General features: G+C 43.3%; 29 protein-coding genes. 1 reads left to right on the forward strand and 28 read right to left on the reverse strand.

What is annotated here, in order from left to right; genetic code table 11:
- Window positions 1–264: 264 nt before the first annotated feature.
- From K7887_RS21275 to K7887_RS21305, 7 genes are all read right to left on the reverse strand, one after another.
- A complete protein-coding gene (locus K7887_RS21275; RefSeq protein ID WP_223491592.1) occupies window positions 265–1,224 on the reverse strand; it encodes a PDR/VanB family oxidoreductase in 960 nt (319 codons plus the stop codon).
- Window positions 1,225–1,244: 20 nt separating this feature from the next.
- A complete protein-coding gene (locus K7887_RS21280) occupies window positions 1,245–1,718 on the reverse strand; it encodes a dimethylamine monooxygenase subunit DmmA family protein (protein WP_223491593.1) in 474 nt (157 codons plus the stop codon).
- Window positions 1,715–2,665 carry a heme-dependent oxidative N-demethylase family protein gene (locus K7887_RS21285; RefSeq protein WP_223491594.1) on the reverse strand — a complete coding sequence of 317 codons (951 nt, stop codon included), beginning with the start codon at window positions 2,663–2,665 and terminating at the stop codon, window positions 1,715–1,717. The genes K7887_RS21280 and K7887_RS21285 overlap by 4 nt, the downstream gene beginning before the upstream one ends.
- Before the next feature lie 126 nt (window positions 2,666–2,791).
- The gene (locus K7887_RS21290; RefSeq protein ID WP_168864771.1) at window positions 2,792–2,986 is read right to left on the reverse strand and encodes a helix-turn-helix transcriptional regulator; all 195 of its coding nucleotides are present in this window, start codon (window positions 2,984–2,986) and stop codon (window positions 2,792–2,794) included.
- Window positions 2,987–2,991: 5 nt separating this feature from the next.
- Window positions 2,992–3,516, reverse strand: a complete 525-nt coding sequence (locus K7887_RS21295) for a DUF6773 family protein (RefSeq protein ID WP_223491595.1) — start codon at window positions 3,514–3,516, stop codon at window positions 2,992–2,994.
- A gap of 353 nt (window positions 3,517–3,869) precedes the next feature.
- Window positions 3,870–4,847 (reverse strand): zinc-binding dehydrogenase, encoded by a 978-nt coding sequence (locus tag K7887_RS21300; RefSeq protein ID WP_223491596.1) that lies wholly within the window; start codon window positions 4,845–4,847, stop codon window positions 3,870–3,872.
- 18 nt (window positions 4,848–4,865) lie between these two features.
- On the reverse strand, window positions 4,866–5,357 hold the full coding sequence (locus K7887_RS21305) for a lactoylglutathione lyase family protein (protein ID WP_063559163.1): 492 nt from the start codon (window positions 5,355–5,357) through the stop codon (window positions 4,866–4,868).
- Between the two features lie 117 nt (window positions 5,358–5,474).
- Between K7887_RS21305 and K7887_RS21310 the strand changes: the two genes are divergently transcribed.
- Window positions 5,475–5,870, forward strand: coding sequence for a winged helix-turn-helix transcriptional regulator (locus K7887_RS21310; RefSeq protein ID WP_223491597.1), 396 nt, complete (start codon window positions 5,475–5,477; stop codon window positions 5,868–5,870).
- On the opposite strand, the gene K7887_RS21315 is transcribed toward K7887_RS21310, so the two are convergent.
- The 21 genes from K7887_RS21315 to K7887_RS21415 all read right to left on the reverse strand — a co-directional run bounded on the left by K7887_RS21315 (window position 5,835) and on the right by K7887_RS21415 (window position 23,202).
- Window positions 5,835–7,877, reverse strand: coding sequence for a catalase (locus K7887_RS21315; RefSeq protein ID WP_223491598.1), 2,043 nt, complete (start codon window positions 7,875–7,877; stop codon window positions 5,835–5,837). The genes K7887_RS21310 and K7887_RS21315 overlap by 36 nt on opposite strands.
- 98 nt (window positions 7,878–7,975) lie before the next feature.
- Window positions 7,976–8,800, reverse strand: coding sequence for a carbohydrate ABC transporter permease (locus tag K7887_RS21320; protein ID WP_223491599.1), 825 nt, complete (start codon window positions 8,798–8,800; stop codon window positions 7,976–7,978).
- Between the two features lie 9 nt (window positions 8,801–8,809).
- Window positions 8,810–9,763 carry a carbohydrate ABC transporter permease gene (locus tag K7887_RS21325; protein WP_223491600.1) on the reverse strand — a complete coding sequence of 318 codons (954 nt, stop codon included), beginning with the start codon at window positions 9,761–9,763 and terminating at the stop codon, window positions 8,810–8,812.
- Window positions 9,764–9,954: 191 nt separating this feature from the next.
- Window positions 9,955–11,232, reverse strand: a complete 1,278-nt coding sequence (locus K7887_RS21330; protein ID WP_223491601.1) for an ABC transporter substrate-binding protein — start codon at window positions 11,230–11,232, stop codon at window positions 9,955–9,957.
- A 30-nt stretch (window positions 11,233–11,262) separates the two neighbouring features.
- A complete protein-coding gene (locus K7887_RS21335; protein ID WP_223491602.1) occupies window positions 11,263–12,288 on the reverse strand; it encodes a serine hydrolase domain-containing protein in 1,026 nt (341 codons plus the stop codon).
- Complete coding sequence (locus tag K7887_RS21340) at window positions 12,281–13,141, reverse strand: MurR/RpiR family transcriptional regulator (protein ID WP_223491603.1); 861 nt, start codon at window positions 13,139–13,141, stop codon at window positions 12,281–12,283. The genes K7887_RS21335 and K7887_RS21340 overlap by 8 nt, the downstream gene beginning before the upstream one ends.
- 607 nt (window positions 13,142–13,748) lie before the next feature.
- Window positions 13,749–14,141, reverse strand: coding sequence for a DUF1761 domain-containing protein (locus K7887_RS21345; RefSeq protein WP_223491604.1), 393 nt, complete (start codon window positions 14,139–14,141; stop codon window positions 13,749–13,751).
- 43 nt (window positions 14,142–14,184) lie between these two features.
- Window positions 14,185–15,120: an AraC family transcriptional regulator gene (locus K7887_RS21350; RefSeq protein WP_223491605.1), complete on the reverse strand. Its 936-nt coding sequence runs from the start codon at window positions 15,118–15,120 to the stop codon at window positions 14,185–14,187.
- 90 nt (window positions 15,121–15,210) lie between these two features.
- The gene (locus K7887_RS21355) at window positions 15,211–15,411 is read right to left on the reverse strand and encodes a helix-turn-helix domain-containing protein (RefSeq protein ID WP_034775002.1); all 201 of its coding nucleotides are present in this window, start codon (window positions 15,409–15,411) and stop codon (window positions 15,211–15,213) included.
- 135 nt (window positions 15,412–15,546) lie between these two features.
- Window positions 15,547–16,194 (reverse strand): deoxyribose-phosphate aldolase, encoded by a 648-nt coding sequence (gene deoC, locus K7887_RS21360; RefSeq protein WP_223493727.1) that lies wholly within the window; start codon window positions 16,192–16,194, stop codon window positions 15,547–15,549.
- Window positions 16,195–16,380: 186 nt separating this feature from the next.
- Window positions 16,381–16,644, reverse strand: a complete 264-nt coding sequence (locus tag K7887_RS21365) for a EutN/CcmL family microcompartment protein (protein WP_223491606.1) — start codon at window positions 16,642–16,644, stop codon at window positions 16,381–16,383.
- Window positions 16,641–16,916, reverse strand: coding sequence for an ethanolamine utilization microcompartment protein EutM (eutM, locus tag K7887_RS21370; RefSeq protein ID WP_088019922.1), 276 nt, complete (start codon window positions 16,914–16,916; stop codon window positions 16,641–16,643). The genes K7887_RS21365 and eutM overlap by 4 nt, the downstream gene beginning before the upstream one ends.
- Entirely contained in the window at window positions 16,917–17,201 is a 285-nt protein-coding gene (locus K7887_RS21375) for a EutN/CcmL family microcompartment protein (protein WP_223491607.1), read from the reverse strand. It abuts the gene before it with no gap.
- A gap of 15 nt (window positions 17,202–17,216) precedes the next feature.
- A complete protein-coding gene (locus K7887_RS21380) occupies window positions 17,217–17,672 on the reverse strand; it encodes an RpiB/LacA/LacB family sugar-phosphate isomerase (protein ID WP_223491608.1) in 456 nt (151 codons plus the stop codon).
- 3 nt (window positions 17,673–17,675) lie between these two features.
- Window positions 17,676–18,515, reverse strand: coding sequence for a triose-phosphate isomerase (tpiA, locus tag K7887_RS21385; protein WP_223491609.1), 840 nt, complete (start codon window positions 18,513–18,515; stop codon window positions 17,676–17,678).
- Window positions 18,516–18,532: 17 nt separating this feature from the next.
- Window positions 18,533–18,811, reverse strand: a complete 279-nt coding sequence (locus K7887_RS21390; protein WP_029326563.1) for a BMC domain-containing protein — start codon at window positions 18,809–18,811, stop codon at window positions 18,533–18,535.
- Between the two features lie 124 nt (window positions 18,812–18,935).
- Entirely contained in the window at window positions 18,936–20,369 is a 1,434-nt protein-coding gene (locus K7887_RS21395) for an aldehyde dehydrogenase family protein (protein ID WP_223491610.1), read from the reverse strand.
- A 2-nt stretch (window positions 20,370–20,371) separates the two neighbouring features.
- Window positions 20,372–20,671, reverse strand: a complete 300-nt coding sequence (locus tag K7887_RS21400) for a EutN/CcmL family microcompartment protein (protein ID WP_223491611.1) — start codon at window positions 20,669–20,671, stop codon at window positions 20,372–20,374.
- A gap of 189 nt (window positions 20,672–20,860) precedes the next feature.
- Window positions 20,861–21,580, reverse strand: a complete 720-nt coding sequence (locus K7887_RS21405) for a hypothetical protein (RefSeq protein WP_223491612.1) — start codon at window positions 21,578–21,580, stop codon at window positions 20,861–20,863.
- Entirely contained in the window at window positions 21,558–22,247 is a 690-nt protein-coding gene (locus tag K7887_RS21410; RefSeq protein WP_223491613.1) for a phosphate propanoyltransferase, read from the reverse strand. Before K7887_RS21410 ends, K7887_RS21405 begins: the two co-directional genes overlap by 23 nt.
- Before the next feature lie 4 nt (window positions 22,248–22,251).
- Window positions 22,252–23,202, reverse strand: coding sequence for a DNA-binding transcriptional repressor DeoR (locus K7887_RS21415; protein WP_223491614.1), 951 nt, complete (start codon window positions 23,200–23,202; stop codon window positions 22,252–22,254).
- Window positions 23,203–23,482: the final 280 nt, after the last annotated feature.

Below are 23,482 nucleotides of genomic sequence, written 5' to 3' on the forward strand. Positions count from 1 at the left end.
TAAGCCTACAGAAAGTTTCTCTACTATTCAATCATTCTCAAGAAAAGTAATGAAAGTGTAAAAAATGTTTACGTTAATGTGTACAAATGTATACACGTATACATTTACGTTTACTTGTATTCTTTTTTTGTACACATCCTTATATAACAACATGTATACGCATTTGTATACATGTTTACTGGTTTGTCTACATTTGTATACATTCTGTAAACTTGTATACGATATTTGTAAACTTCTACAATATTCCATTCTCTTTCGTATATTTTAACTGTGATCAACCTTTAAAATTTTCGTTTTACTCCGGGATACACATGGTAAAAAACTAACTTGGGAGTCTTTTTGCTTAGTTGATAAGAAGGAATCATGGTGTTCAGCCTCCCCTTCCACGATGGAAAGTTCACAAGTTCCACAACGGCCTATTTTACAAGAATGCGGAACATGGTATCCAGCTTCCAATAAAACATCTAAAGTGGACTTTTCGTCAGGAACAGACAAGAAACTGCCATTTGTGAGCTTTAAAATGAAAGGACGAGGCTTGTATATGTTAGGTGGTGAAAAATACTCGTAATGAAAACTTGCAGAAGGATAGCCAATGGATGTAGCAGCACGTGAAAAAGAGGAAGTAAACCCTTCTGGACCACATAAATATACATGGGTGCCAATATGTTGATTTAGTAGTATGTTAGTTTCAATTCGCTTTCCTTGTTTGGTGAAGTAGAAATGTGTTTGCTGTGAGTATTCCTTTATTAAATAGGAATAGAAAGCACAGTCTTCCTTTGTTTTTGTAGAATAGTGAAGTTCAAATGAAGCACCCCGATCTTTTAATTCACGCATCATAGATAAAAAGGGAGTAATACCGATGCCAGCAGCAAGGAAAACATGGTGTCGGGCATGAAAACTAAGAGGAAAATAGTTTTTTGGGAAACTAATTTGTAAGATATCTCCTATTTTAGATTTACTATGTAAATAAGAGGATCCTCCAGATGATTTTTCATGGAGCTTGACTGCAATTTGGTAGTTTTCCGTGCTATCCTGACTGCCAATTAAGGAATATCTTCGTTCAAACTCCCCTCCCCTTCCCTTTAAATATAAGATTATGTGAGAACCTGCACTAAATGGTGGTAAGGACTTATTGTCTGTACCCACGAAAGTAAACCGTTTAATACTTGCAGTTTCTTTAGTAATAGCCTCTATCCTTACCTTTAATCTATTTTCTGAGTTCACCAAAATCCCCCCTTCCCTTCCTAAATTTGTGCAACATACCCTAGATAAGCATCTTTGATCGGCGAATAATGATCGGACAACTCGAGCTTCAAGCTGCAAGCAGTACAATTTATATGCTCACCTATATTCAATGTGTTATTAACTCTTGAAATGACGTAGCATCTACAACAAAAAATCCGCTTTTCTTCCTCACCTACTCTAATGTATTGAGCTTCTTCAGAAGAATATCCTAGCTTTTTAGCCGTGCTTACGACTTTTCTAAGCATTTTCCCTTCTGCTGCAACATAAAGGTAAGTCCCCATTTTCTGCCTCTCAAGTTTTTTGTCCACCTCAGAAGGACTCTCCAAAAATAGGTGTATTTCTTCAAAAGACATCTTCTCGTTCGATAAAATCAACTTAATCGGATTCAAGCTATCTAACCCTTCCTCATCTCCACAAAGAACGTAGTGCCTTTTTCCTGGTTGAAAGACCGGCTCGTTCGTTATACCGTTCACAGAACGCCATCCCCTTTCTTTTCGATATACACCAAAACCTTATCCTTATATAACGAAATCCCTTTATATTCTGCAATATGAGACGGCAGCTCCACTAAAATTTGATAGAATTGTCGACGCCACTCAGGAATTTCAATCAGCTTTTCTAAAGGTAATAGGTGTGTATGGATGGTAAACAGGATGGCATTGGAACGAGGCAAACGAAAAAGCTTTTGAACCTCTACTCTTAAATGTACCAACTCCCCTGCATTGTCCACCGTTACCTTCTTTCTGTCCTTTCCCCATACGTCAAAGGTTTCTAAGGAAGTGTCCATTCTGTTCCCAGCCATAAGGGACCAATTCTTCCTTCCCCAGGGGTTCCCCACTTCCAACCTTAAAAGAAATTGTAGAATTCGCTCGTCCAATCCTTCTTCTTTAAACCCCGGGATTGGAAAATGGATATTTTTAAAGCTCATGCCATGGTTAAAGGCTAAAGACCAATTGGCTGGAAAACAAAGCTGGCCGGCATCCAGGTAAAGGTCGCCATCTCGCTGCATCATCAAGATTAAATCCTCCTGCACATGCCTACCAATGAAGTCCAAAGGCTCATTTGGCAGAGTTGTTTCATCTCCCATCTTAAATTCAAACTCTTCTTGAAGAAGGTGGTTGATGAAGATGTGATTATGTCCTTCTCTCTTAAAGGAAAAGTTTTTTGGAAAATAGGTGGCCAAGTCTGTCATGACAAGCTCCAACGCTTCCCACTGCGCTTTATTCGTATGAGGAAAGGATTGAAAACAACGAGAGTGGTGTTCTGATAATAAGGATCTTTTTAGTTGTATTTCCTTCAGATAGCCCTCTGTAATGTCGATGCTACTGGGAGGAGTCAGAAGGGTCGAGTTATTGGAGTAACGGTAAGTGTCACCTTTAAACGGATAGGGAAACCTCTTCATTTCTTCGGTCAGCTTCATATCTCTCACCTCTTTTTCAGAATATTTCTATACTTTTATTCTAAGGAAAAAGACCCGGTTCATCAAGACGAAGGGCCTGGCCAGTTTTTTCAACTGTGGCCAGGCCCTTTTATAGTGACTATATTGTTATTCTTCCCAAAATAACTGATCTAACGTTTTAGATAAGGCTTTGCATATAGAAAGACATAAGCTGAGGCTTGGATTGTATTTTCCGAGCTCGATTAGGCCTATTGTCTGCCGGGAAACCCCTACTATCTTAGCCAGTTCGTCCTGAGACAAGTCCTTTTCCACTCTCGCCATTTTCATTTTTAAGTTTTTCATGTTGATCACCGCTCTATTTCGTCTTCATCTAGTTCTTTTTCTGCCGCCTTTTTGCTACGATTCATAGCTGCAAGGAACGTGCTTCCTGATAGTAAAACTAGGAATGGTATATATATTATCAAGGAAACAAAGAACACCATGAAAAAGTAGGAATATGCTTGTGCAGTCGTGTCCGCATAATTAATGGCGCTGTTTAAGCCGAAGAAAAGTGCTATGATGACACCGAATGCCCCACCCCAAAAAAGATTCTTCCATTTCATCGGCACCTTACTTTTCCGATCATGCATTTCTACCTCGTCTGATAATACGCCCATGCTTGCACCCCTTGACGTGTAATAGACACCTTGCAGAAAAAGTATTGCTAGTTCTGTGTAAATAGAGTTGACACCAAAGCCGTATTGGTAAAACTTAAATCCCATGGAAATAAGACAAATTGCCATTACGAGAAAATAGATTTCCCTGTAAATCTTGTTTTGAGCAGTTACAATCCGCTCATCTTCCACCTTTGTTGTTCCGCCGAAAATATTCATTTCCCTTCACCTCTTTGTAAAATATGGATTATACTTATTATTATACATTTTACATTACTTTATGCAATATATATATGTCATTTAGACAAATATATTTTATTGCTAATGTAACGGGGAGTTTTTCCCAATTGCATTTAGAGGAGCTATTCCACTCAAAAACTTATCGGGCGATTTTACGGGTGTTTCGGGCGATAATTAGATTTTACGGGCGATTCTGCACTGAAATCGGGCGATAATTTCAATTTACGGGCGATTTTCACGAGTAATCGGGCGAAACCTAATATTCGACTAATTCCGCAAGCAAACAAAAAAAAGCCGAGATAAGAGCATCTCGACTTCCGACTTCCAGCAACCTACATCTTCACAATAATCTTCCCTCTTACATGCCTTCCTTGCAGCTCCTCCAGCCCTTCCACTAACTCTTCTCGCGAAAGAACCTTCGTTACAAGGGATTCCAACCGACCATCTTTCACCATGCCCATGAGCTCTTCCGCCATGAAAGCCAGGTTGCTGACTGCTCGATCATCCCCACTAGCGTGTGCAGCCCCCAGAGCCACCTCATGGATCGACGGAGACAAGGAGAATGGTTTGACGCCGGAAAGGTCTGGAGCGCCTGCAATGTACGCCAGATGGCCTGAGAATGCGAGACGTTCTAAATCTTCTGTTGCCACATCTCGGCCAACTGTATTGAGGATCAAATCTGCTCCCCGACCGTTTGTTTCTTCCATAATGCGTTCTGTCACATTTTCCTCTTTATAATCAATGGCGACGTCCGCTCCGAGATTCTTTACCAACTCATGATTGGATTTGGAAGCGGTCGTGAACACTTTCAGGCCCTGCATTTTCGCCAATTGAATTGCAAAACCACCAACTCCGCCGGCACCTGCATGTATGAGAATGTTCTTTTTGTGTGTCGCATTTAATTTTTGAACAACAGCTTCATAAGCAGTCATCCCCGCACATAAAATGGCTGCCGCATCTTCATAAGTGACTTCATCTGGAATACGTCCAGCTGCTCGTGCATCCACGACTGCAAGCTCTGCAAACGCACCTTTTTTAGCAAGGCTTGTATGGATTGCAACCCGGTCGCCAGCTTTAAAGCCGCTAACTCCTTCTCCAACTGAAACCACCTCACCAGCAAGGTCCACTCCCACGATATGCGGATAGTTCCATGCAGGGTTGCCGTTCATAGCTACTTTGTAGTCAACAGGATTCAACGCCACTGCTTTTACTCTGACTAACAGTTCCCCATTTCCTTCTTTCGGGTCCGCAATTTCTCCCCATTCCATATGGTCAAGACTGCCTGCTTCTTTTAATAACCATGCTTTCATTTGGTTTCCCCTCCTGAATTAGTAAGCACCTTCTGAGTAAGTCAGCTCATAGGAGTGCGAGTAAATCTCCACTAAATTACCGAATGGATCTTCACAGTAAACCATGCGATATGGCTTTTCTCCAGGGTAATATTCGCGAATTGGCATGCGTTGTTTGCCGCCATGCTCAACAATTTTCTCTACAAGCCCTTCTACATCAGGGTCTTGAACGCAGTAATGGAAGATGCCTGTCTTCCAATATTCAAAGTTATTTTCCGGCTTTTCATTTTCCGGAAATTCAAATAGTTCAATCCCGATTTTGTCTCCAGTCGCAAGATGCGCGATGCGGAATTTTCCCCATCCTTTTCCGAAGACATCTGTGCACATTACACCAATCGCGGAGTCATCCTCCACCACTTCAGCTGGTTCCATGATGACATACCAGCCCATCACCTCTGTATAAAACTTTACTGCCTGTTCCAAGTTAGGAACAGATAACCCTATATGCGAAAATGTTCTTGGATATCTCATTGTTCTTCCTCCTCAAATAAAATAATTTGCTTATAATGATAGGGTAAAATATAATGCAGAAATAAAAAAGTACGCACTTTTAGGTAACTGACCTTGAAATAGAAAGGACTGAATTATGTGGAACCAACAGAATTCCCCGTCAATCGAGCGCTAACTGTAATCGGTGGTAAATGGCGACCGCAAGTATATTGTGCCCTCGAAAATGGTCCTAAACGCTTTTCCGAGCTGGAAAGAGAAATTCCAGAAATTAATCGAAAAGTGCTGACCGATCAGCTTCGTGAGCTTGAGCAATTAGGCATGGTAAAAAGAACCGAATTTCCAGGGAAAGTGTTGCATGTGGAATATGAGCTGACAGAAGAAGCACTCACCCTGCAACCGACCATGAAGTCTTTGTGTAAGTGGGGTACTGGGAATGCTCAGAAGAACAGTAAAAGCAGCCCAAATTGTAAAAAATCGGGCTGCTTTTTCCTGTTTATTTTAAATCTCTTCCCTATCCCAATGGCGATGAGCTGAAACTGCATCGACAAAACCAGTCACAAACTGTTCTGTATCATCACCGAGTACCACTCCCGGAGCTCCAGATACCTCTAGTTTCTCCAGCCACAGTTTGCCGTCATGGGTAGCGCCGATCGGTTTAAAATGATCGTAGGCTTCTTCCACAAAATAAGTGGTTTCACGGTTAAATTTCTTGTCGACATCTTTGCCGCCAACCACGTAAAGCGCATCAAACAATACCGAATCACATGTCAGGAACGTATGGTCCACCTCTAGCTCGACGCCACCACTACCCTTCACTGTACCTAGTTTGGCACTGATAAGTTCCGGCTGCACGCCCTGTCCTTTCAAAGATTCAAGAACGGATGCTACTTCCTTACCTTGGAAGTCATTTGAAATGATAACCCCCACTTTACGTGTGGCAGGTTTTTTCACCGTATTTTCCTGACTGAGTGCAGGCGACGATTTTGTAACAGAAGACCCTGAACCATTAGGCTTAGTAGCACCAATCGCTTCTGCCACTGCTTCAGCAAGCTCCATGTTCACATTGGCAAACATGTCAACAACCTGTTGCCTCACATCTTCACTCTTTACTTTTCCAAGTTCAAAGCTGAACGCCTGTTTGATATGGTCTTTTTCAGGCTTTGTCATGCTGTTCCAAAATAAAGTTGCTTGGGAAAAATGATCCCTAAAGCTGTCACTTCGCGTTCTCACTTTTCTACCTTCGACCTTTTCTTGATAATGGACATACCCGCCTTCCGCTTCACTTGCCGGTCTCGGGGTATTGGAAGCCAGTGAGTTCTTATGATAGCTTACCGGGCCCTTATTAATCGTTTGACGACCGTAGCCATCACGCTGATTGTTATGGAACGGACATACCGGCCTGTTGATAGGAAGCTCATGGAAATTAGGGCCTCCTAGTCGAATAAGCTGGGTATCTGTATAGGAAAACAGACGTCCCTGTAACAATGGGTCGTTGGAAAAATCGATGCCGGGTACCACATGCCCCGGGTGGAATGCCGCCTGTTCCGTTTCGGCAAACACATTGTCGACATTTCGATTCAGTGTTAATTTCCCAATAATTTTTACAGGCACATCTTCTTCCGGCCAAAGCTTCGTCGGATCCAGAATATCAAAGTCAAACTTAAATTCATCCTCTTCTGCAAGAAGCTGAACACCAAATTCGTATTCCGGGTAGTCCCCATTTTCAATTGACTCCCAAAGGTCGCGACGATGAAAGTCAGGATCTTTTCCGTTAATTTTTTGTGCTTCGTCCCAAACAAGAGAATGCGTACCAAGCACCGGCTTCCAGTGGAATTTAACAAAATGAGCTTTTCCTTCCGCATTTACAAAACGGAAGGTATGAACGCCAAAGCCCTCCATCATCCGAAGACTTCTCGGAATGGCGCGGTCAGACATCGCCCACATGACCATATGTGCAGACTCCTGGTTGTTGGCGATAAAATCCCAAAAAGTATCGTGGGCAGAAGCAGCTTGCGGCATTTCATTATGCGGTTCCGGTTTTAGTGCATGTACAAGATCTGGGAATTTGATGGCATCTTGTATGAAAAACACCGGAATATTGTTTCCAACAAGATCGTAGTTCCCCTCTTCTGTATAAAACTTCGTTGCAAAACCGCGTGCATCACGAACCGTTTCCCCTGAACCCCTAGATCCTGCAACCGTTGAAAAACGTACAAATACTGGCGTTTTTACCGAAGTGTCTTGCAAGAATTTCGCTTTTGTATATTTCTCCATTGATTCATATAGTTCAAACTCGCCATGGGCCGCAAATCCCCTTGCATGGACAATCCTCTCCGGGATGCGCTCATGGTCAAAGTGTGTCATCTTTTCTCTGAAATGAAAGTCCTCCATTAAGGTAGGTCCCCGTTCGCCTGCTTTTAAGGAGAACTCATCCTCTGAGACCTTGACTCCCTGGTTGGTCGTCATGGTCTTCCCTTCATCCTCTACACGGTACTGATCTAATTGGTCATGTTTGCTTTGCTCGTTCACTTTTTTACTCAATTCGCCGCTCCACTCCTTAAATTAGATTATGTAAAAAAAAGGACATACCTTTTTTACGTACCCTGTTAAAAAGAGGAACAAACCAGCAATCAGACAAGTTATTTCACAGCACCAGCCGTCAGGCCATCCATAAATTGCTTAGATGCGACAAAGAATAAGATGATCATTGGAAGGGAGGATAAGGTCAATCCGGCAAAAAGTGTCCCCCAGTCCGCAGAATATTCCCCAAACAGGGAAAGCATGCCGACGGGAATCGTTTTTTTCATTTCATCGGTAATAAAAATTAACGGAAAGAAGAAATCGTTCCATGACGAGATGAAGTTGATGATCATCACGGTCCCCAATGCCGGCCTGATTAATGGAATCAAGACGCTCCAAAGGATTCTAAGATCACTCGCCCCATCCATTCTTGCCGCTTCCTCCAACTCCACCGGCATCGTCCGGAAGAAACCGGTCAATATGAGAATGGATAGTGGAATTCCTCCTGCTGTGTACATAAAAATAAGGGACCAAAGCGAATTCAACAAACCAAGGTCTTTCATCAAAATAAATAATGGCACAATCCCAAGCTTAATGGGAATCATCATCCCCATCAGGAAAAAGAAGAATAAAAAATTGTTCCACCAAAACGTATATCTAGCAATATAGAAAGCTGCCAAAGATGTGGTAACCAATATGAGAAGCACAGATATGACACTGACAAACACACTATTGAAAAAGTAGGTACCAAATGGCACTTCCTCTATCAATCTTCTATATGTATCCAAGCTGAAGTTCTTAGGAAAAGAAAGAGGGTTCATAAATATTTCGGCACTCGGCTTAAAGGATGACAATACCATTAACACAATGGGATACAAGCTGATCGTGGCGAATGCAAAGGCAATAATATAGTATAGCGGTCTCGTCCATAATGTCTGTTTCACCTTTTCCACCTACATTTCCACTTGTTTTTTCTGCATGTATTTAAGTAATAAAGCTGTACATGTTGCGATGAACAAAAACAGTACCACAGCCAGTGCTGAGCCTAGTCCGACTGCAGTTGAGTCACCCGCTGCTGAACCACCAAATGCTAAACGGTAAAAGAATACTGCCAATAAGTCTGTGGAGTAATAAGGCTCTCCTTGTGATCCCTGCATAGCATAGACAAGTTCAAAGGCCTCAAAGGATTGAATGAATGTTAAAACAGTCATGATCATGATCGAAGGTAGCATCAACGGCAAAATGATTTTGGTAATCACATTTGCTCCGTTCGCCCCGTCCAATTTGGCAGCTTCCACTAACTCTTTAGGAATGGATTGTAACCCTGCCAAAAATATCAACATCGCAAATCCGATACCAAACCAGCAGTTAACCAAAATGATGGCCATAAGTGCCGTTTTAGGGTCACCAAGCCATGCTTTCTGTAGGGACTCCATGCCAAACTCCCCTAAGATGACGTTCAGTGCTCCAAAGTTTGGATTCAATATCAGCTTCCAAAGGAAACCTACTACGATGACAGACAATAATCGCGGAAGGAAATAAGCAACTTTTAAGAATTCCGACCCTTTAATTCTTTTATAGATGATAAATGCCAATACGAAAGCAATGCCGTTTTGAACAATCATTTGCACGACAAAATACAATACATTATTTTTGGCTGCATTCCAGAACATATTACTGAATGGTTGCAGGGTGAAGAGGTCGATGAAGTTTGCCAACCCTACAAATGCCCCTCTTGTGATGCCGTTCCAGTCGTAAAAGCTGTATGATAAGGCCGCTACTAGTGGATAGACGATGAAGATGCTGAAGATAAGCAGGGCGGGAATAGGGAAAAGATGGATGGCCCATCTTTTCCAGTTTCTCGTTTTCTTTTGTTTCACAATGGGTGTATTGGTTTCGATTTGCATATTCTCCGCCACCTTACTTATTATTGTGCTGTTTTGCTTGAACACAGCTGTTGATTTCCACAAATGGCTTCGCTTTCCGCGGGGCGACCTTGAGCCTCCTCGCTTCGCTGCGGGGTCTCAACATTGTCGCTACTCCCCCGCTGGAGTCTACGCCTTTTGCTCCAATCAACAGCTTTAAAAACTATCACTTATTATTGAAATGGCTCAAACCAAGCCTCTGTGTTTTCTTGTAGTGTTTTAACGACTCCGTCTACGTCTTGTTCACCGATATACATTCCTTGCAGCTCCGTTTCAATGGTAACTTTGGAGGATGGGTTACCGCCTGCAAAGTAAACAAGCATCATATATGGTGTAGAATAGTCGCTTACTGCTTTGCTAAGGTCGTTCACTAATTCGTTGTCAGATTGAACACCTGGAATGGCGCTGATCATCTTGAAGTTTGTCGTGAACAGTTCACCAAACTCTTCTGTTGTTAAGAATTCCAGGAATTTTTTTGCTTCTTCCTTGTGCTCAGAGTTTGCGTTAATTCCGAATGATCCATCCACCCATGTTGTAAGGGTAGGCTCTCCGCCAACTGCTGATGGCATTGGGAAAAAACCAAGTTCTAAGTCTGGATTCATCTCACGTAATACTTCGATTTCCCAGCTGCCAAGAGGGAACATTGCTGCTTGACCTGTGAAGAAAAGTGTACGAATATCTTCCATGCCAAGTCCCTCTGAGTTGTTAGGGAAATATTCTTTCAGATCTTCCATCACTTGAATGGATTTCACGAATTCAGGGCTTGTAAAATCTGTCTCCCCTTTCGAGATTTTTTCAACAAAATCATTTCCACCCCAATGTGCAGGGCCAAAAATTCCGTGTGCAAGGGATAACAACCAACCTTCTTTCGTTCCGAACGCAAGTGGTGTAACGCCTTCAGACTTTAACTTTTCATTAATGGCAATAAACTCATCCCACGTTTTCGGCTCTTCTAGCCCATGCTCTTTAAAAATTGCTTTATTGTAAAATACTTGTGTTGTACTTAAGTTCAAAGGAACACCATATTGCTTGCCATCTTCCCCTCTGGATGCCTGCAAAGTTTCCTCCGGGAATGTATCCAATCCGTTTAAGCCATCAATTGGCTCTACATAGCCTGCTTTTGCCAATTCAAGACCTGGTGCGTATGGACGAAGGTGAATGATGTCTGGACCTTCTCCTGCTTGCAGAGAAGTATTTAGGATTGTGTTATATTCCGTATTTTTGGACGGTTTGAATTCCACTTTGATTTCTGGGTGTTTTTCGTTAAATGCCTCAATTACTTTTTGATAGTTCGCTGAATCCTCTGTTCTCCAGCTTCCGATGGTCAGTGTGACACTGTCTTCGTCATTGTTGTCGCTGTTTGATCCTCCAGATTCGTTGGAGCATGCTGCGGAAACGATTAGCATTAGCGCCATTAAACTCAATAACCAAATTCTCCCTATACCCTTCACCGTGAATCCCCCTTGTTATTAATAGAATATTTATGAATTCTCCCCTTGAATGGAGGAGTAAATCATTGAGTGCAATGTTTTTCTGATGGTTCTTATGTTGGTAGACCTGCCGTAATGGACCGCATTAGTAAGGAATGCCACGATCAGTTCATTCTGTGGGTCGATCCAGACACTGGTGCCGGTGAACCCTGTATGGCCGAATGAGCCTTTAGGCCAGCTTTGTCCGCATGACAACGGGTCCCCTTCCACGTTCCACACCTCAAATCCTAATCCTCGATTCGATTGCTTATGGAGCGTTGCCATTCGCATCAGAGCTGGTGGTATAACATCTTGTTCCTCTGGATATAAGAAATGTTCAGCGAACTTGGCAATATCTTTGGCAGTGGAAAATAACCCGGCACTGCCGCTCACTCCTCCTAGATGTAAAGCTTTTTCATCATGCACTTCTCCTTGTATGTAATGCGCTCCGAATTTTTCTGTTGATGAAGAAAACGCTTTCATATTTGGAGGGAGTTTATAGCCAGTATTATGTAATCCCCAAGGTGTAAAAATATGTTCGTTCGTAAAGGTATCCAGCGGCTGACCAGCAGTTTTTTCAATGATTTTTCCTAATAAAATCATGCCCAGATCACTATAAGCAACGGATATCCCCGGATCCTGCCGAAGCTCCGTCCGATAGATTCCATCCATCACATCCCTCTGCCCATCCCTTGCTACATACGGAAGGTCTGGGGGCAACCCGGAACGGTGAGTGAGCAGGTCCTCCACCTTCACTTTTTTATGTCTGAATTCAGGCAAGTAATGCTGCACTTGCTTTTCAAGGTGCAAGTCTCCTCTGCTCAACAACAATAGACTTGCAGGAAGAGTCGCCACCACTTTGGTCAGGGAGGCAACATCAAATAAAGTATTCTCCTTTACGGGATAGTTCTGCTCATCTGCCGCAATAAATCTACCGACAGCTTTGTGACACTGAATTTGCTTGTTCTTGCTCACATAAAGGACCGCTCCCGGCAGCTCCTTGTTTTCTATTAAGCTATCAAGATAATTTTCATACATGCCGCTTGGACGCCTCCACTGCTTTACGCGTTTTATCCAACGCTTTGATATTCCGTTCTTGGTCTAGTTTCATCACTCCGAAAAATAATATATCGATGACATTCAACTGGGCAATTCTGGAGCTCGTGGCACCGCTTCGTACATTTCTCTCTAAGCTTGTGGTGTTCAATTTCACATCCGCAATTGCCGAAGTCGGATTTTCTCCTGATCTTGTCAGTGTAATGACAGAAGCCCCGTTTTCTTTTGCTACTTCGAGCGATTCAATGATATCTTTCGTATGGCCGCTATAGGAAATGCCAAATGCTACATCGGCTTCCGATAGATTGGCAGCAATGGTTACTTGGGTGTCTTTATCATAAGCCGCTTCACACCACCTGTTAATGCGGGTTAGCTTCTGTTTAAAGTCCATGGCAATAAGGCCGGATGCTCCGATCCCATAGACAGCAACGATTCTTGCTTTTGAAATCAGCTCAATGGCTTTCTCTAACTCCGCTTCATCCAACACTCCCACCGTGTTATGGATTGCCTGAATATTGTTTTGAGAAACTGAGTGAATCATCGAAGATACCGAATCATCTCTTGGAATATCCTCATAACCTTCTAGATTCTTTTCCGCTTTCGCCTTTGCCAAATCATAGGCAATTTTTAATTTTAGTTCTTTAAACCCTTTGCATTGGAGCGAACGGGATAATCGGATGATGGTTGCTTCGCTGACCTGTGTATTTTCAGCAAGCTTTTGAATGGATATGTTTATCACGTCTGCAGGTTTTTCCAAAATAAATTCTGCTACTTTTCGTTCTGAAGGTTTGAATGTATGCAAACTTTCCTGGATAAAAATTAATTCTCTATTCATATTACCTTCCTCTATTTTCAGATATTTCTTACTATTCATTTTATTAAACAAAGTTTCGTAAATCAATCATTATTTTGTAGTTTTGTTTCACGGGACTTTTGGGCTATGGATGTTGAGTGCATGGAAAAGATCGCAACATAAAAGAACGAAATCGCTAACGGGACCTAAAAACCACTCCTTTGCGCTCATCTTTGACTATTTTAATAGAATCCCTTATCACCATGGGATTCATATTGGCTATGAGGACCTCTCTCCTCCTGATTCCTTGTCACCGAGGTCTTCATAATCCCAATGAGGACCTCTCTCCTCCTGATTTCTCGTCACCGAGGTCTTCATAACCCCAATGAGGATCTCTCTCCTCCTGATTTCTCGTCACCGAGGTCTTCATAACCCCAATGAGGACCTCTCTCCTCCTGATTTCTCGTCACCGAGGTCTTCATAACCTCGATGAGGACCTCTCTCCTCCTTTTTCATCGCCACCGAGGTCTTCATCCCAACGAACAAGAATGACTCAGAAGACTATTCCGACATTCCATTATTTTACAATTTATTTAACAATAAAAAAGCACTACACCGGAAATGAATCCGCTATAGTGCTTCTTTAACCTTACATGCCATTGATGAATCCATGAACCATACCTAGCAATGCAAATATGATGAGATGGTCTCCTACAGCAATATAGAATGCTTTTTTAGTTACCAGTCCAAACAATGTATTTTTTAAATAGACTAGAGTAATGATTATTCCTATAAATAATCCGACTATCAGACCGCTCAGGGTGCCTTCTGCTCCTGCTGCCTGTACGAAAAATGCTACTATAAAAGAGCTGACAAATGCAATCATTATTGACACAACATATTTTAGCGGCCCTTCTGTCTGTTTGAATTGCGTGTCTTTCTTTTTTCCAAGCATGATCGTGTAATAGATTCCTCCATAAACTGCATACAGAAGAGCACCTATAAGTATTGCAACAACATTCAATTCGAACCAATCCATCATTTTTTCTAAACTCCTCTTTTTCGCTTTTACTTTTAATTGAGTTTTATTTCGGCTCAATCGCTAATGCAATAGCCTTCACTTTAACATCTACTTCCAAGCTACCTTTTTTAGGTTTTAAGGTTATTAGCTCCATTGGGTTATCCAAGTATTTATATCCGCTTTTAGGAAGCCAAAAGCTGTACAGCTCCGAGTAGCACTCTATTAGCTTATTCCTTTCAACATAATCTACAGGCTCATCGAACTCATAGACTACATGCTTCCCCCCTTTAAACTGAAAGGTCACTAGAGAATCGTCCATCAACCCTTCCACAGATAGGTGACAATCATATCTGCTCATTTGCGCTGGTGTTATATATGGATTATTTTTAGGCACCCCAAACATGAACGTGTTGTCCGTAATAAGATCTCGAGCTTTTCCCCAATGGTACACCGTCTCCCAAACATCCGGTATCCCTTGTGTGTATGGACCGACATTTTGCTTTTTCACAGTTGTGCACACTGGAAATTCCATGATATTCACTTTTTCAAGATTGAGCCACTGGTACTTATTATATCCCTTGTTGATTTGCTGTTCTTGCTCCATATTGCGAAGCTGTTTAGATTTCTTGCTATTATCAGCATATTCTCGTGGAAATCTCTTTAGATAGGCACCTTCTCTCCAATTAGTGGGACTGCATTGAAAATATGTATGAAAGGAAGTTGTAAAGTAAGAAAGTGAAGTAAAGCCACAAATGAACGCAATTTGCGTAATGGGGATGCTATGTTCATATATTAATAGATGCGCAGCTTTTTCCATGCGAAGGCGTTTCACATAAATAGCTGGAGTTTCCCCTACCTGTGCTTTAAAAATGCGTTGAAAATGAAAGGGAGAGTAAGTAGAAATGGAGGCTAGCTTTTCAAGGCTAAGTGGGCTCTCTAGGTTATCTTCTATATATTCCTCGACTTTATTTATCAGTTTCTCTTGTTCGGAAGTATGCATTGTTTTTCTCCTCATTTGGATGTTCTTTCTCTTTATTATAACCAATAAACGAAAGGAACCGGATATACATCCGGTTCCTTCTCCAATCTTTTATATGGACATATCTCCTACAGCGAAAGAGCATCGTAATACTTCAGAGAGTTTATGTAAGGTGGATACCTGCACATCCAAGGTACCAGCTTCAATGGCAGCGATGGTGTCTGCCGGCAGTCCCGTTAGCATGGCAAGTTGATCAATTTCTATCTCTTGTCTTGTTCTTGCATTCTTTAGTTGATTTCCGATATGTTTCACCCTAATCCCCCTCAAGATTTACATGTAATTGAAAGCGCTTGCAATTAATTATATTAAAATTTTTAGAATTTTACAATATTAAAATAACAGGATACTCTGGCTTTTCACCGCTAGCATCCTGTTATTCATCTTGTTTTAATATCCAGTCCCTTTTCCGCCTGTAACGATGGCGATTCCGGAGCTAGCACCAATTCTTGTGGCACCTGCTTGAACCAGTTTTCTTGCCGTATCAAGGTCACGTACGCATGCAGACGCTTTAACGCCCATATCAGGGCCAACTGCTTCACGCATAAGCTTGATGTCTTCTGCAGTTGCACAGCCAGGTCCAAAGCCTGTAGAAGTTTTGACGAAATCTGCTCCGGCCATTTTTGCCAGAATACAAGCTTTCTTCTTTTCTTCTGTTTCCAAAAGACCTGTTTCGATGATGACCTTAACTGGTGCATGACCTTTAGCAGCAAGCACGACCGCTTCGATGTCTTTTTTGACGGTTTCAAAGTCGCCGGATTTAAGGGCACCGATGTTCATGACCATGTCAATTTCCGTCGCACCACTTGCAATCGCATCGCGTGTCTCAGAAACTTTTACAAAACTGTTGGTAGCACCAAGAGGGAAGCCGACTACAGTCGTAATTCCTACATTGGAACCCTTCAGCTCTTGAGCAGCTGTGGAAACCCAGTAAGGATTAACACATACTGTGGCGAAATTGTATTCTTTCGCTTCCTCACAAAGCTTGACGACCTGCTCTTTTGTGCTTTCCGGCTTTAGCAGCGTATGGTCAATCATTCTTGCGATAGAAGGTCCTGTGATCAGGTTGGATGATGCATTTGTAAAAGAATTTGCGTTTGCTGAAGTAGTATTGGAAGCTGCAGGTTTTCCTTCTGCCAGCTGTTGTTTATTTGTCAGTTGTTCCATGATTTGATTTGTAATTTGTTCCACCAATGCTTCCATTTGCATTGTGTTCACCTCGCATTATATTAATCGGTCGACAATTCCGGCAATGACGGCATCAAAAGAACCCTTTGGATCTCCTAATATATCTCTTGCCGCTCCACCTTCTTCTAGTATCAGCACATAGTCGCCTGCTCCTGCGTGAAAGCGGTCGAAGGCTATCATGGCATCACCACATTCCTTGCCTGCAGCATCTACGGGTATGACGACCATGAGCTTTTTATTTTGATGACTTGGTGTTTTGATCGTCGAAACGACATTTCCAACGACTTTGGCTAGTTTCATAGAGTGGTAGGAAGAATTTTTTCGATATCGGAATGCGGTCTTGGGATCACATGCACAGATAAGAACTCGCCTACACGTTGAGCTGCATCTGCTCCCGCTTCTGTTGCCGCTTTTACAGCTCCTACATCACCGCGTACCATGACAGTGATTAAACCGCCGCCAACTTGCACTTTTCCTACTAACGATACGTTTGCTGCTTTCATCATTGCGTCTGCTGCTTCGATTGCACCTACTAGACCTTTTGTTTCAATCATTCCTAATGCGTTGCTCATTTATATTTCCTCCATTCGTTTTACGTTGTAATAGTCGATGATTCCAAGTATCCCAGCATCCGATGGGACGAGGTCTTTGTTCAATGGCAGAGAGGATTCCCTGCTTTTAGCAAGATAAACAATGTCCCCTTCTCCCGATTGACCGATTGTGTCAATAGCAACAAGTGGTTTGCCTTTATCCTGCAACTGATCATCTACTGGTTGGACGATTAACAGCTTCAACCCTTTCAGGTTCTCGTCTTTATGGGTACAGATCATATTTCCAATCACTTTTGCTACGAACATGTTTTAAACCTGCTTTCAGCGTTTGAGAAAACGACTTTCGATTTCCATCACTTTTGTGACGCGACGGTCATGGCGGCCACCTGCAAATTCGGTTTCCAGCCATTTTTTCACCAATTGTTTGGCAAGGCCTTCCCCCATGAACTGGCCACCGATGGATAAGACGTTAGCGTTATTGTGTTCCCGGCTGTTAATGACGGATGACAGGTCCCAGCATACTGCTCCTCGGACACCTGGTATCTTATTCAATACCATGCCGCTACCGACGCCAACACCATCGATCATGATGCCGACATAATCTGTATTCGTCGCGACGCACTCCCCTACAAGGAATGCGATATCTGGATAATCCACCGATTCTTTCGCTTTACAGCCGAAATCAAGGTATTCATATCCAAGCTCCGTCAAATAGCTTTTTAAAGCTTCTTTTAGCTCGTATCCACCATGGTCGCTACCAATTGCAATTTTTTTCATTTTCTACGCTCCTTTGGCAAATACAGCGATTATTTTCTGAAAAGAATCTACCTGCAAGCTCGCACCGCCGACAAGTACTCCATCAATGTCGATCATGGCAGAGAACTCTTGTGCATTGTTTTCATTTACAGATCCTCCATATAAAATGCTGACATTCTCTGCGTTCTGTTCATCGAGATGAGCGACAACGGCCCGGATGTATGCATGGATTCGCTGTGCCTCTTCCGCTGTAGCGGATTCCCCGGTTCCGATTGCCCAAACCGGCTCGTATGCGAATACCGCTTGAGATACATCGATTCCGTCCATGGCGCCGAGTATTTGTCTGGTCAGCACTTTTTCTGTTTGGTTCTGCTGCTTTTGTTCCAAGGTTTCCCCAATGCAGATGATAGGGGTCAGACCCCTTTTTAACGCTTGTTTTGCTTTCAGGTTAACGGTTGCATCATCTTCTTGTGCATATTGCCTTCTTTCGGAGTGTCCGATGATGCAGTGGGAGCAGCCGATGTCTTCTAACAAGCTTGCTGCCGTTTCCCCTGTATAGGCGCCTTTTTCTTCCTGGTGAACATTTTGGGCACCAATTTGAATGCCTTTATTTTGTCCTTGGACATAAAGCTTTGCGGGATACAAGAGTGGGGCAGGTGGGCAAACCACCACTTCCACTCCGTTTCCTTCTTTAAGCTGTTGTAAAAACTCCAGTGTTTCCTGAATGCTTTTGTTCATTTTCCAATTGGCGATGACGTATTGCTTCCTGCCGGTACTCGATGGCAAGTTGTTCCATGAACTCGCGGATTGCCCTACTGCCTCTTGGACAAGTTGTTTGATATAGGCTTTTATGGATTGATCCATCCTACTCTACCTATCTCCTATTTCGCTGCCGGCAGAATTCCGTTTACTTCGGAGTTTGGACGTGGGATTACGTGTACAGATACTAGGTTCCCGACTCTTCCAGCTGCATCCGCGCCCGCTTCTGTTGCCGCTTTTACAGCTCCTACATCACCGCGTACCATTACTGCTACAAGTCCGCCACCTACGAATTCTTTTCCTACAAGTGTTACGTTTGCTGCTTTTACCATTGCGTCTGCTGCTTCAATTGCCCCGATTAGACCTTTTGTTTCGATCATTCCTAGTGCTTCTTGACTCATTTGAATTCCTCCTAATGGTTGTTTAATAGTTTTGGATTTTGTTTGCTTTTTCGCTTTTTTAGGTGGTTCTTCAGGCTGTCCTTCTTGAGGTAGTTCATTCAGTTCTGCCATTTTTCATCCCCTCCTAAATAATTCTGAAGCCGTCTACCAGCACGCATCGTCTTTGGCGGGTGAATGTTTTGGCTGAAGTCAGCCCTTCTCCCGTCGGACCTGCGATGGTAAGGGTGGTAAACCCTTCACTCTGATAGCCGAGACCAGCAACAGATGGACCGTTTTTCACAAAGATGGTTGCTTGAATTTCTTTTGCCATCTTTGTCAGGTTGGTGACATTCTGAGAATGCATAATGGCAGTGTGTCGGTTGCCTTTTTCGGCTTTGACCGCCAGGCTGATTGCTTTATCCACATCTGACACTCTGACGATTGGCAGGATTGGCATTAGCATTTCTGTGTGCACCAATGGGTGATCTTCCTTTGTTTCGGCAATGATGAGTTTTACTTTGGAGTCTGCCCTGATGCCTGCCGCTTCTAGCAGTACGGATGCGTCCTTTCCGATAAAATCACGGTTCGGATAGTACTTCTCGCCTTTTTTAACTAAAATCTTCCCGAGAAGCTTGTCCAGCTGGTACCCTTTCAGCTCGACGGCTCCATTTTTGGTCATCTCGCTTTTTAAGGTATTGGCTACTTTTTCGACAACGAACACTTCTTTTTCAGCGGTACAAAGAACATTGTTATCAAAGCTTGCGCCAGTGACAATGTCTTTGGCAGCCTTGGAGATGATTGCTGTTTCATCCACGACCACGGGTGGGTTTCCGGGGCCGGCGGCGATTACTTTCTTCCCCGCACTCATTGCCGCCTGTACCACAATGCCACCGCCAGTGACGACTAAGGCTCTAACTTTCGGGTGCTTCATCACTTCGTTGGACGTTTCAATGTTAGGACTGGCAACGGAAGTGAGGGTGTTGGCAGGTCCTCCTGCAGCCACAATCGCTTCATTTAAAAGCTGCATTGTTTTGATAGATACTTGCTTGGCACTTGGGTGCGGGTTGAAAACCACTGCGTTCCCTGCTGCTACTAGAGAGATAGAGTTATTGATGATCGTTGCTGCCGGATTGGTGGATGGAGTGATGGCTCCATACACGCCAACCGGTGAATATTCCACAAGGGTCAGACCCCCGTCCCCGGAATAAGTGGTGGCAACAATGTCCTCCACTCCAGGTGTTTTGTCGGCAGCCAATAAATTTTTCGCCACCTTGTCCTCCACCCGACCAAGTCCTGTTTCTTTTACTGCGAGTTCTGCCAGTGCTTTTGCATGCTCACGGCTCACTTCCCGCATTTTTTCTACCATGTTCTTACGTGTTTCGAGTGGTGTCACTCTCAGCTTGTCCCACGCTTCCGTTGCAGCATCTGTTGCTTCGTCAACGGTTGTGAACACGCCATTTCCCAGCGGAACTTCATTGCTGCCTTGTTTCGACGCAGACGAGGGCTGCTTCCTTTCATCTCCAAGCTGGGCAAGGACTTGCGCAACCATTTCCTTTATGTCGCTTTCCTTAATTTGCATGGTTAATTACCTCCTTTTGAAAAGGTCAGGGATCCGTTTAGCTCTATCTGATCGACAATTCCCACGATGGCGGCGTCGACTGGTACCCCGTTCGTAATTTCCGTCTGTCTCGCTGAGCTTCCGCTTACGATCAGTACCACTTCACCTACGCCAGAGCCAACGGTGTCGATAGCAACAAGGGGCTTGCCTTCTTCTTCGATTGTTGTCATGTCCAGTGGTGTGACGATTAGCAATTTTTTGCCTTTTAGTTTTTCTGCTTTGGTGGTGGCGACGATGGAGCCTGTCACTTTTGCAATAATCATGAGTGTGTTGCCTCCTTTCTAGGAGCATGTTGCTTATTCTTAAACTCTAACCGTTCCTTTTCGCTGCAGGCACTCGCTTTCCGCGGGGCGACCTTGAGCCTCCTCACTTCGTTGCGGGGTCTCAACATTGTCGCTACTCCCCCGCAGGAGTCGAGTGCCTTCCGCTCCAATCCACTGGTCTCTTCAGACTTATGTTTCTTTTTGTATTTGAATCTTCATTTCTCTGGCGATGTCTTTGGCGACTGGGGTGATTTTGCTTTCTTTTGGGACGGTTATGGTTTTTACGTTTTCTCTTGCTGCATGTTCAATGTGTTTTGCCATGATTAGCGGTTGCTTTTCCTTGTATTGCTGATGCTGTTCTTTGGCTGTACGTAAAAGCTGCTTTAATGGGACCCACTTAACTTGGTCTTTTTGGGTGGTGCGCAGGTAAGCTTGTAATTTTTCCTGAACGGAATGTGGTGCAAGGATCTGTTGGTATACCCCAAGCTCGACTTCGTTGTTCGCAATGACGATTGGCTTGCCTAACAGCTGAAATTGTATCGCTGTGTGGGCTGTTCGATCGTCATTCACCATCAATGCAAGCTTTGATACTAATTGAAAAGAAGCGACCGGAAGGATAAGCAGGTCTGTTGAATTCCAGAGCTTCTCTAATTCAGAGTGATCTGCTTGACTCAAAGGCAGAACATCCTCATCCCCCTCCAGTAGTTCCACCCAATCCTTTGATGCTACTAACTTAACTGCAAAGGATTCTTTAATTTCCGTAACCGCTTTCAAAATAAGTCCTGGATTACTAGAGTGATAATTTAAAAGGACGGTGATGGCCGGCTTTTTCTCCTCGTTGTCCTGTTCGGACATGTACGCTTCGACCGCCTGCCTGACAAGCTCTTTAACCTTTTCCTTTACATCCACAGCCACAACCTCCCTTGCTGTCTGGGGAACACTTAATGGCGGTGATTTCGCCAAGCTGGCCGTTCTTTATGTTGGCCGCATTCGCCTCATCTAGATCGATATGCATTTCCAGCCTGTATTTCGGAGAGATTCTGATAAGAACATTGGTGTAAGTGACGCCTCTGGGACCATCGACTTTTATATCGACTATGTCTCCGTCTTTCACGCCAAAATTTTTTCCGTCATCTGGGTGCATATGAATATGACGGGAAGCACAGATCAATCCTTCTTCTAATTTCAGTTGCCCTCTTGGACCCATGAGAATGATAGATTCTGATCCTTCTAACTCTCCAGACTGACGAATTGGCGGCGTGACGCCTAAAGTAAATCCGTCAAAAAGAGAGATTTCCACCTGAGTTTTGCCTCGTGCCGGGCCCAATACCCGCACATTTGGGATTCTCCCCTTTGGACCGATGAGTGTGACCGTTTCTTTTGCGGCAAACTGGTTCGGCTGCGAGAGGTCTTTCAGCTTTTTCAGCTCATAGCCCCGTCCGAAAAGCCGCTCCACATGCTCGGGAGACAAGTGGACATGCCTGTTGGATACGGCAATCGGGACCTGTTTCTTGGCTGTTTGCATCGTGTTTTGAACCACCTCTTGCACCAGCGCCTTTATGGTAGCTCGATCCATGATTTTACCCCTCCCCCATTTCCAACAAAGCTTTTGCTGTATATTGATCGGTGATGAGGACATTGGCATATTTACCGTTAAGTGCCCCCATGATTCCTTCTACCTTTTTGTTTCCGCCTGCAACAAGAATGCTGTATTCTTTTTCAGCGAGATGGGTTAGCTCAATGCCTATCGTCCGTTCATTTAGTGATTGATTGCTGATGTGTCCGTTAATATCGATGAACCGCGAACAAATATCCGCGACTGTTTCGTTCTTCTTTAACGTCTCCACATCACTATCTAAAAAATAACCCGCTCTCATCAAAGTGGATTGTTCTCCAGCTTCCCCTACTGTATAAACAGCGATATTGGCTTTTTTTCCAAGCTCAAGCACCTTGTTAATGTGACGGTCAGCGACGATTGCCTGCTTTACGACTGGATGATCGACAACTGCAGGGACAGGCAGAAAATGTGGTGTAGTATGGAAAGCCGTTGCAAGTCCATTAATAATGTCAGAAGCGTGCGTATTTAATTCCGAGTAACTGACGCCACCATTCAATTGCACGATTTTCACATCATGCACACTTTTAGGATTAAGCTGCTGGGACAGTTGATAGAGTGTCGTGCCCCACGTAATTCCTATCGTATCGCCCGTTTTGACGATGCCATATAAATACTCGGCCGCTGCCTCCCCAACTTTTTGTTTAATATGACTATCTTCATAAGCAGGGACGGAGGCAACCACACAATCTTTCAGTCTAAATCTTTCCCTGAGTTGAGTGGCAAGCCCATTCACATCTTCTGTTGGATCACAAATCTTAATATGTACAACACCATCCTGTTTGGCCTGATCTAAAAGCCGCGATACAGTAGGGCGTGAGACACCAAGCGTTTTGGCAATCTCCTGTTGGCTATAATTAAAGAGATAATACATTTTAGCCACTTCTACTAAACGGGCTATTTTTTCATTTTGCATACTGGTTTCACCCGATTTTCAAATTATGTTCATTGTAGCTGTACAAAATTGCTTAGAATCATGAGGGATCTTGTAGAATAGTAGAGTTATTCTAATAAACTCAGCACTGTAGTGAACACTTGTAAACTTATCTTTGAACATATGTTAATTTAATTATAAACCTAGCAAAGATTCTGTCAATATATTTTATTCTTAATAGTCAGACATGTAAGCGGTTAAGTATTTCTAAGCAAATAAAAAACACGCCCCCATAAAAGAGAGCGTGTAATGAAACTACTAC

The organism is Sutcliffiella horikoshii (assembly GCF_019931755.1).
Taxonomy (GTDB): Bacteria; Bacillota; Bacilli; order Bacillales; family Bacillaceae_I; genus Sutcliffiella_A; species Sutcliffiella_A horikoshii_E.

What these genes read in the sequence shown, in the direction of transcription:
- K7887_RS21410 (WP_223491613.1), bottom strand. Translation starts at nt 22,247, where the DNA reads ATGGATCGAGCTACCATAAAGGCGCTGGTGCAAGAGGTGGTTCAAAAC.
- K7887_RS21365 (WP_223491606.1), bottom strand. Translation starts at nt 16,644, where the DNA reads ATGAAACTAGCCAAAGTCGTTGGAAATGTCGTTTCGACGATCAAAACA.
- K7887_RS21300 (WP_223491596.1), bottom strand. Translation starts at nt 4,847, where the DNA reads ATGAAAGCATGGTTATTAAAAGAAGCAGGCAGTCTTGACCATATGGAA.
- K7887_RS21295 (WP_223491595.1), bottom strand. Translation starts at nt 3,516, where the DNA reads ATGAATATTTTCGGCGGAACAACAAAGGTGGAAGATGAGCGGATTGTA.
- deoC (WP_223493727.1), bottom strand. Translation starts at nt 16,194, where the DNA reads ATGATTGACCATACGCTGCTAAAGCCGGAAAGCACAAAAGAGCAGGTC.
- K7887_RS21290 (WP_168864771.1), bottom strand. Translation starts at nt 2,986, where the DNA reads ATGAAAAACTTAAAAATGAAAATGGCGAGAGTGGAAAAGGACTTGTCT.
- K7887_RS21415 (WP_223491614.1), bottom strand. Translation starts at nt 23,202, where the DNA reads ATGCAAAATGAAAAAATAGCCCGTTTAGTAGAAGTGGCTAAAATGTAT.
- K7887_RS21325 (WP_223491600.1), bottom strand. Translation starts at nt 9,763, where the DNA reads ATGCAAATCGAAACCAATACACCCATTGTGAAACAAAAGAAAACGAGA.
- K7887_RS21395 (WP_223491610.1), bottom strand. Translation starts at nt 20,369, where the DNA reads ATGCAAATTAAGGAAAGCGACATAAAGGAAATGGTTGCGCAAGTCCTT.
- eutM (WP_088019922.1), bottom strand. Translation starts at nt 16,916, where the DNA reads ATGAGCAACGCATTAGGAATGATTGAAACAAAAGGTCTAGTAGGTGCA.
- K7887_RS21305 (WP_063559163.1), bottom strand. Translation starts at nt 5,357, where the DNA reads ATGAGATATCCAAGAACATTTTCGCATATAGGGTTATCTGTTCCTAAC.
- K7887_RS21340 (WP_223491603.1), bottom strand. Translation starts at nt 13,141, where the DNA reads ATGAATAGAGAATTAATTTTTATCCAGGAAAGTTTGCATACATTCAAA.
- K7887_RS21335 (WP_223491602.1), bottom strand. Translation starts at nt 12,288, where the DNA reads ATGTATGAAAATTATCTTGATAGCTTAATAGAAAACAAGGAGCTGCCG.
- tpiA (WP_223491609.1), bottom strand. Translation starts at nt 18,515, where the DNA reads ATGGATCAATCCATAAAAGCCTATATCAAACAACTTGTCCAAGAGGCA.
- K7887_RS21400 (WP_223491611.1), bottom strand. Translation starts at nt 20,671, where the DNA reads ATGATTATTGCAAAAGTGACAGGCTCCATCGTCGCCACCACCAAAGCA.
- K7887_RS21375 (WP_223491607.1), bottom strand. Translation starts at nt 17,201, where the DNA reads ATGTTCGTAGCAAAAGTGATTGGAAATATGATCTGTACCCATAAAGAC.
- K7887_RS21345 (WP_223491604.1), bottom strand. Translation starts at nt 14,141, where the DNA reads ATGATGGATTGGTTCGAATTGAATGTTGTTGCAATACTTATAGGTGCT.
- K7887_RS21350 (WP_223491605.1), bottom strand. Translation starts at nt 15,120, where the DNA reads ATGCATACTTCCGAACAAGAGAAACTGATAAATAAAGTCGAGGAATAT.
- K7887_RS21390 (WP_029326563.1), bottom strand. Translation starts at nt 18,811, where the DNA reads ATGAGTCAAGAAGCACTAGGAATGATCGAAACAAAAGGTCTAATCGGG.
- K7887_RS21285 (WP_223491594.1), bottom strand. Translation starts at nt 2,665, where the DNA reads ATGAAGCTGACCGAAGAAATGAAGAGGTTTCCCTATCCGTTTAAAGGT.
- K7887_RS21380 (WP_223491608.1), bottom strand. Translation starts at nt 17,672, where the DNA reads ATGAAAAAAATTGCAATTGGTAGCGACCATGGTGGATACGAGCTAAAA.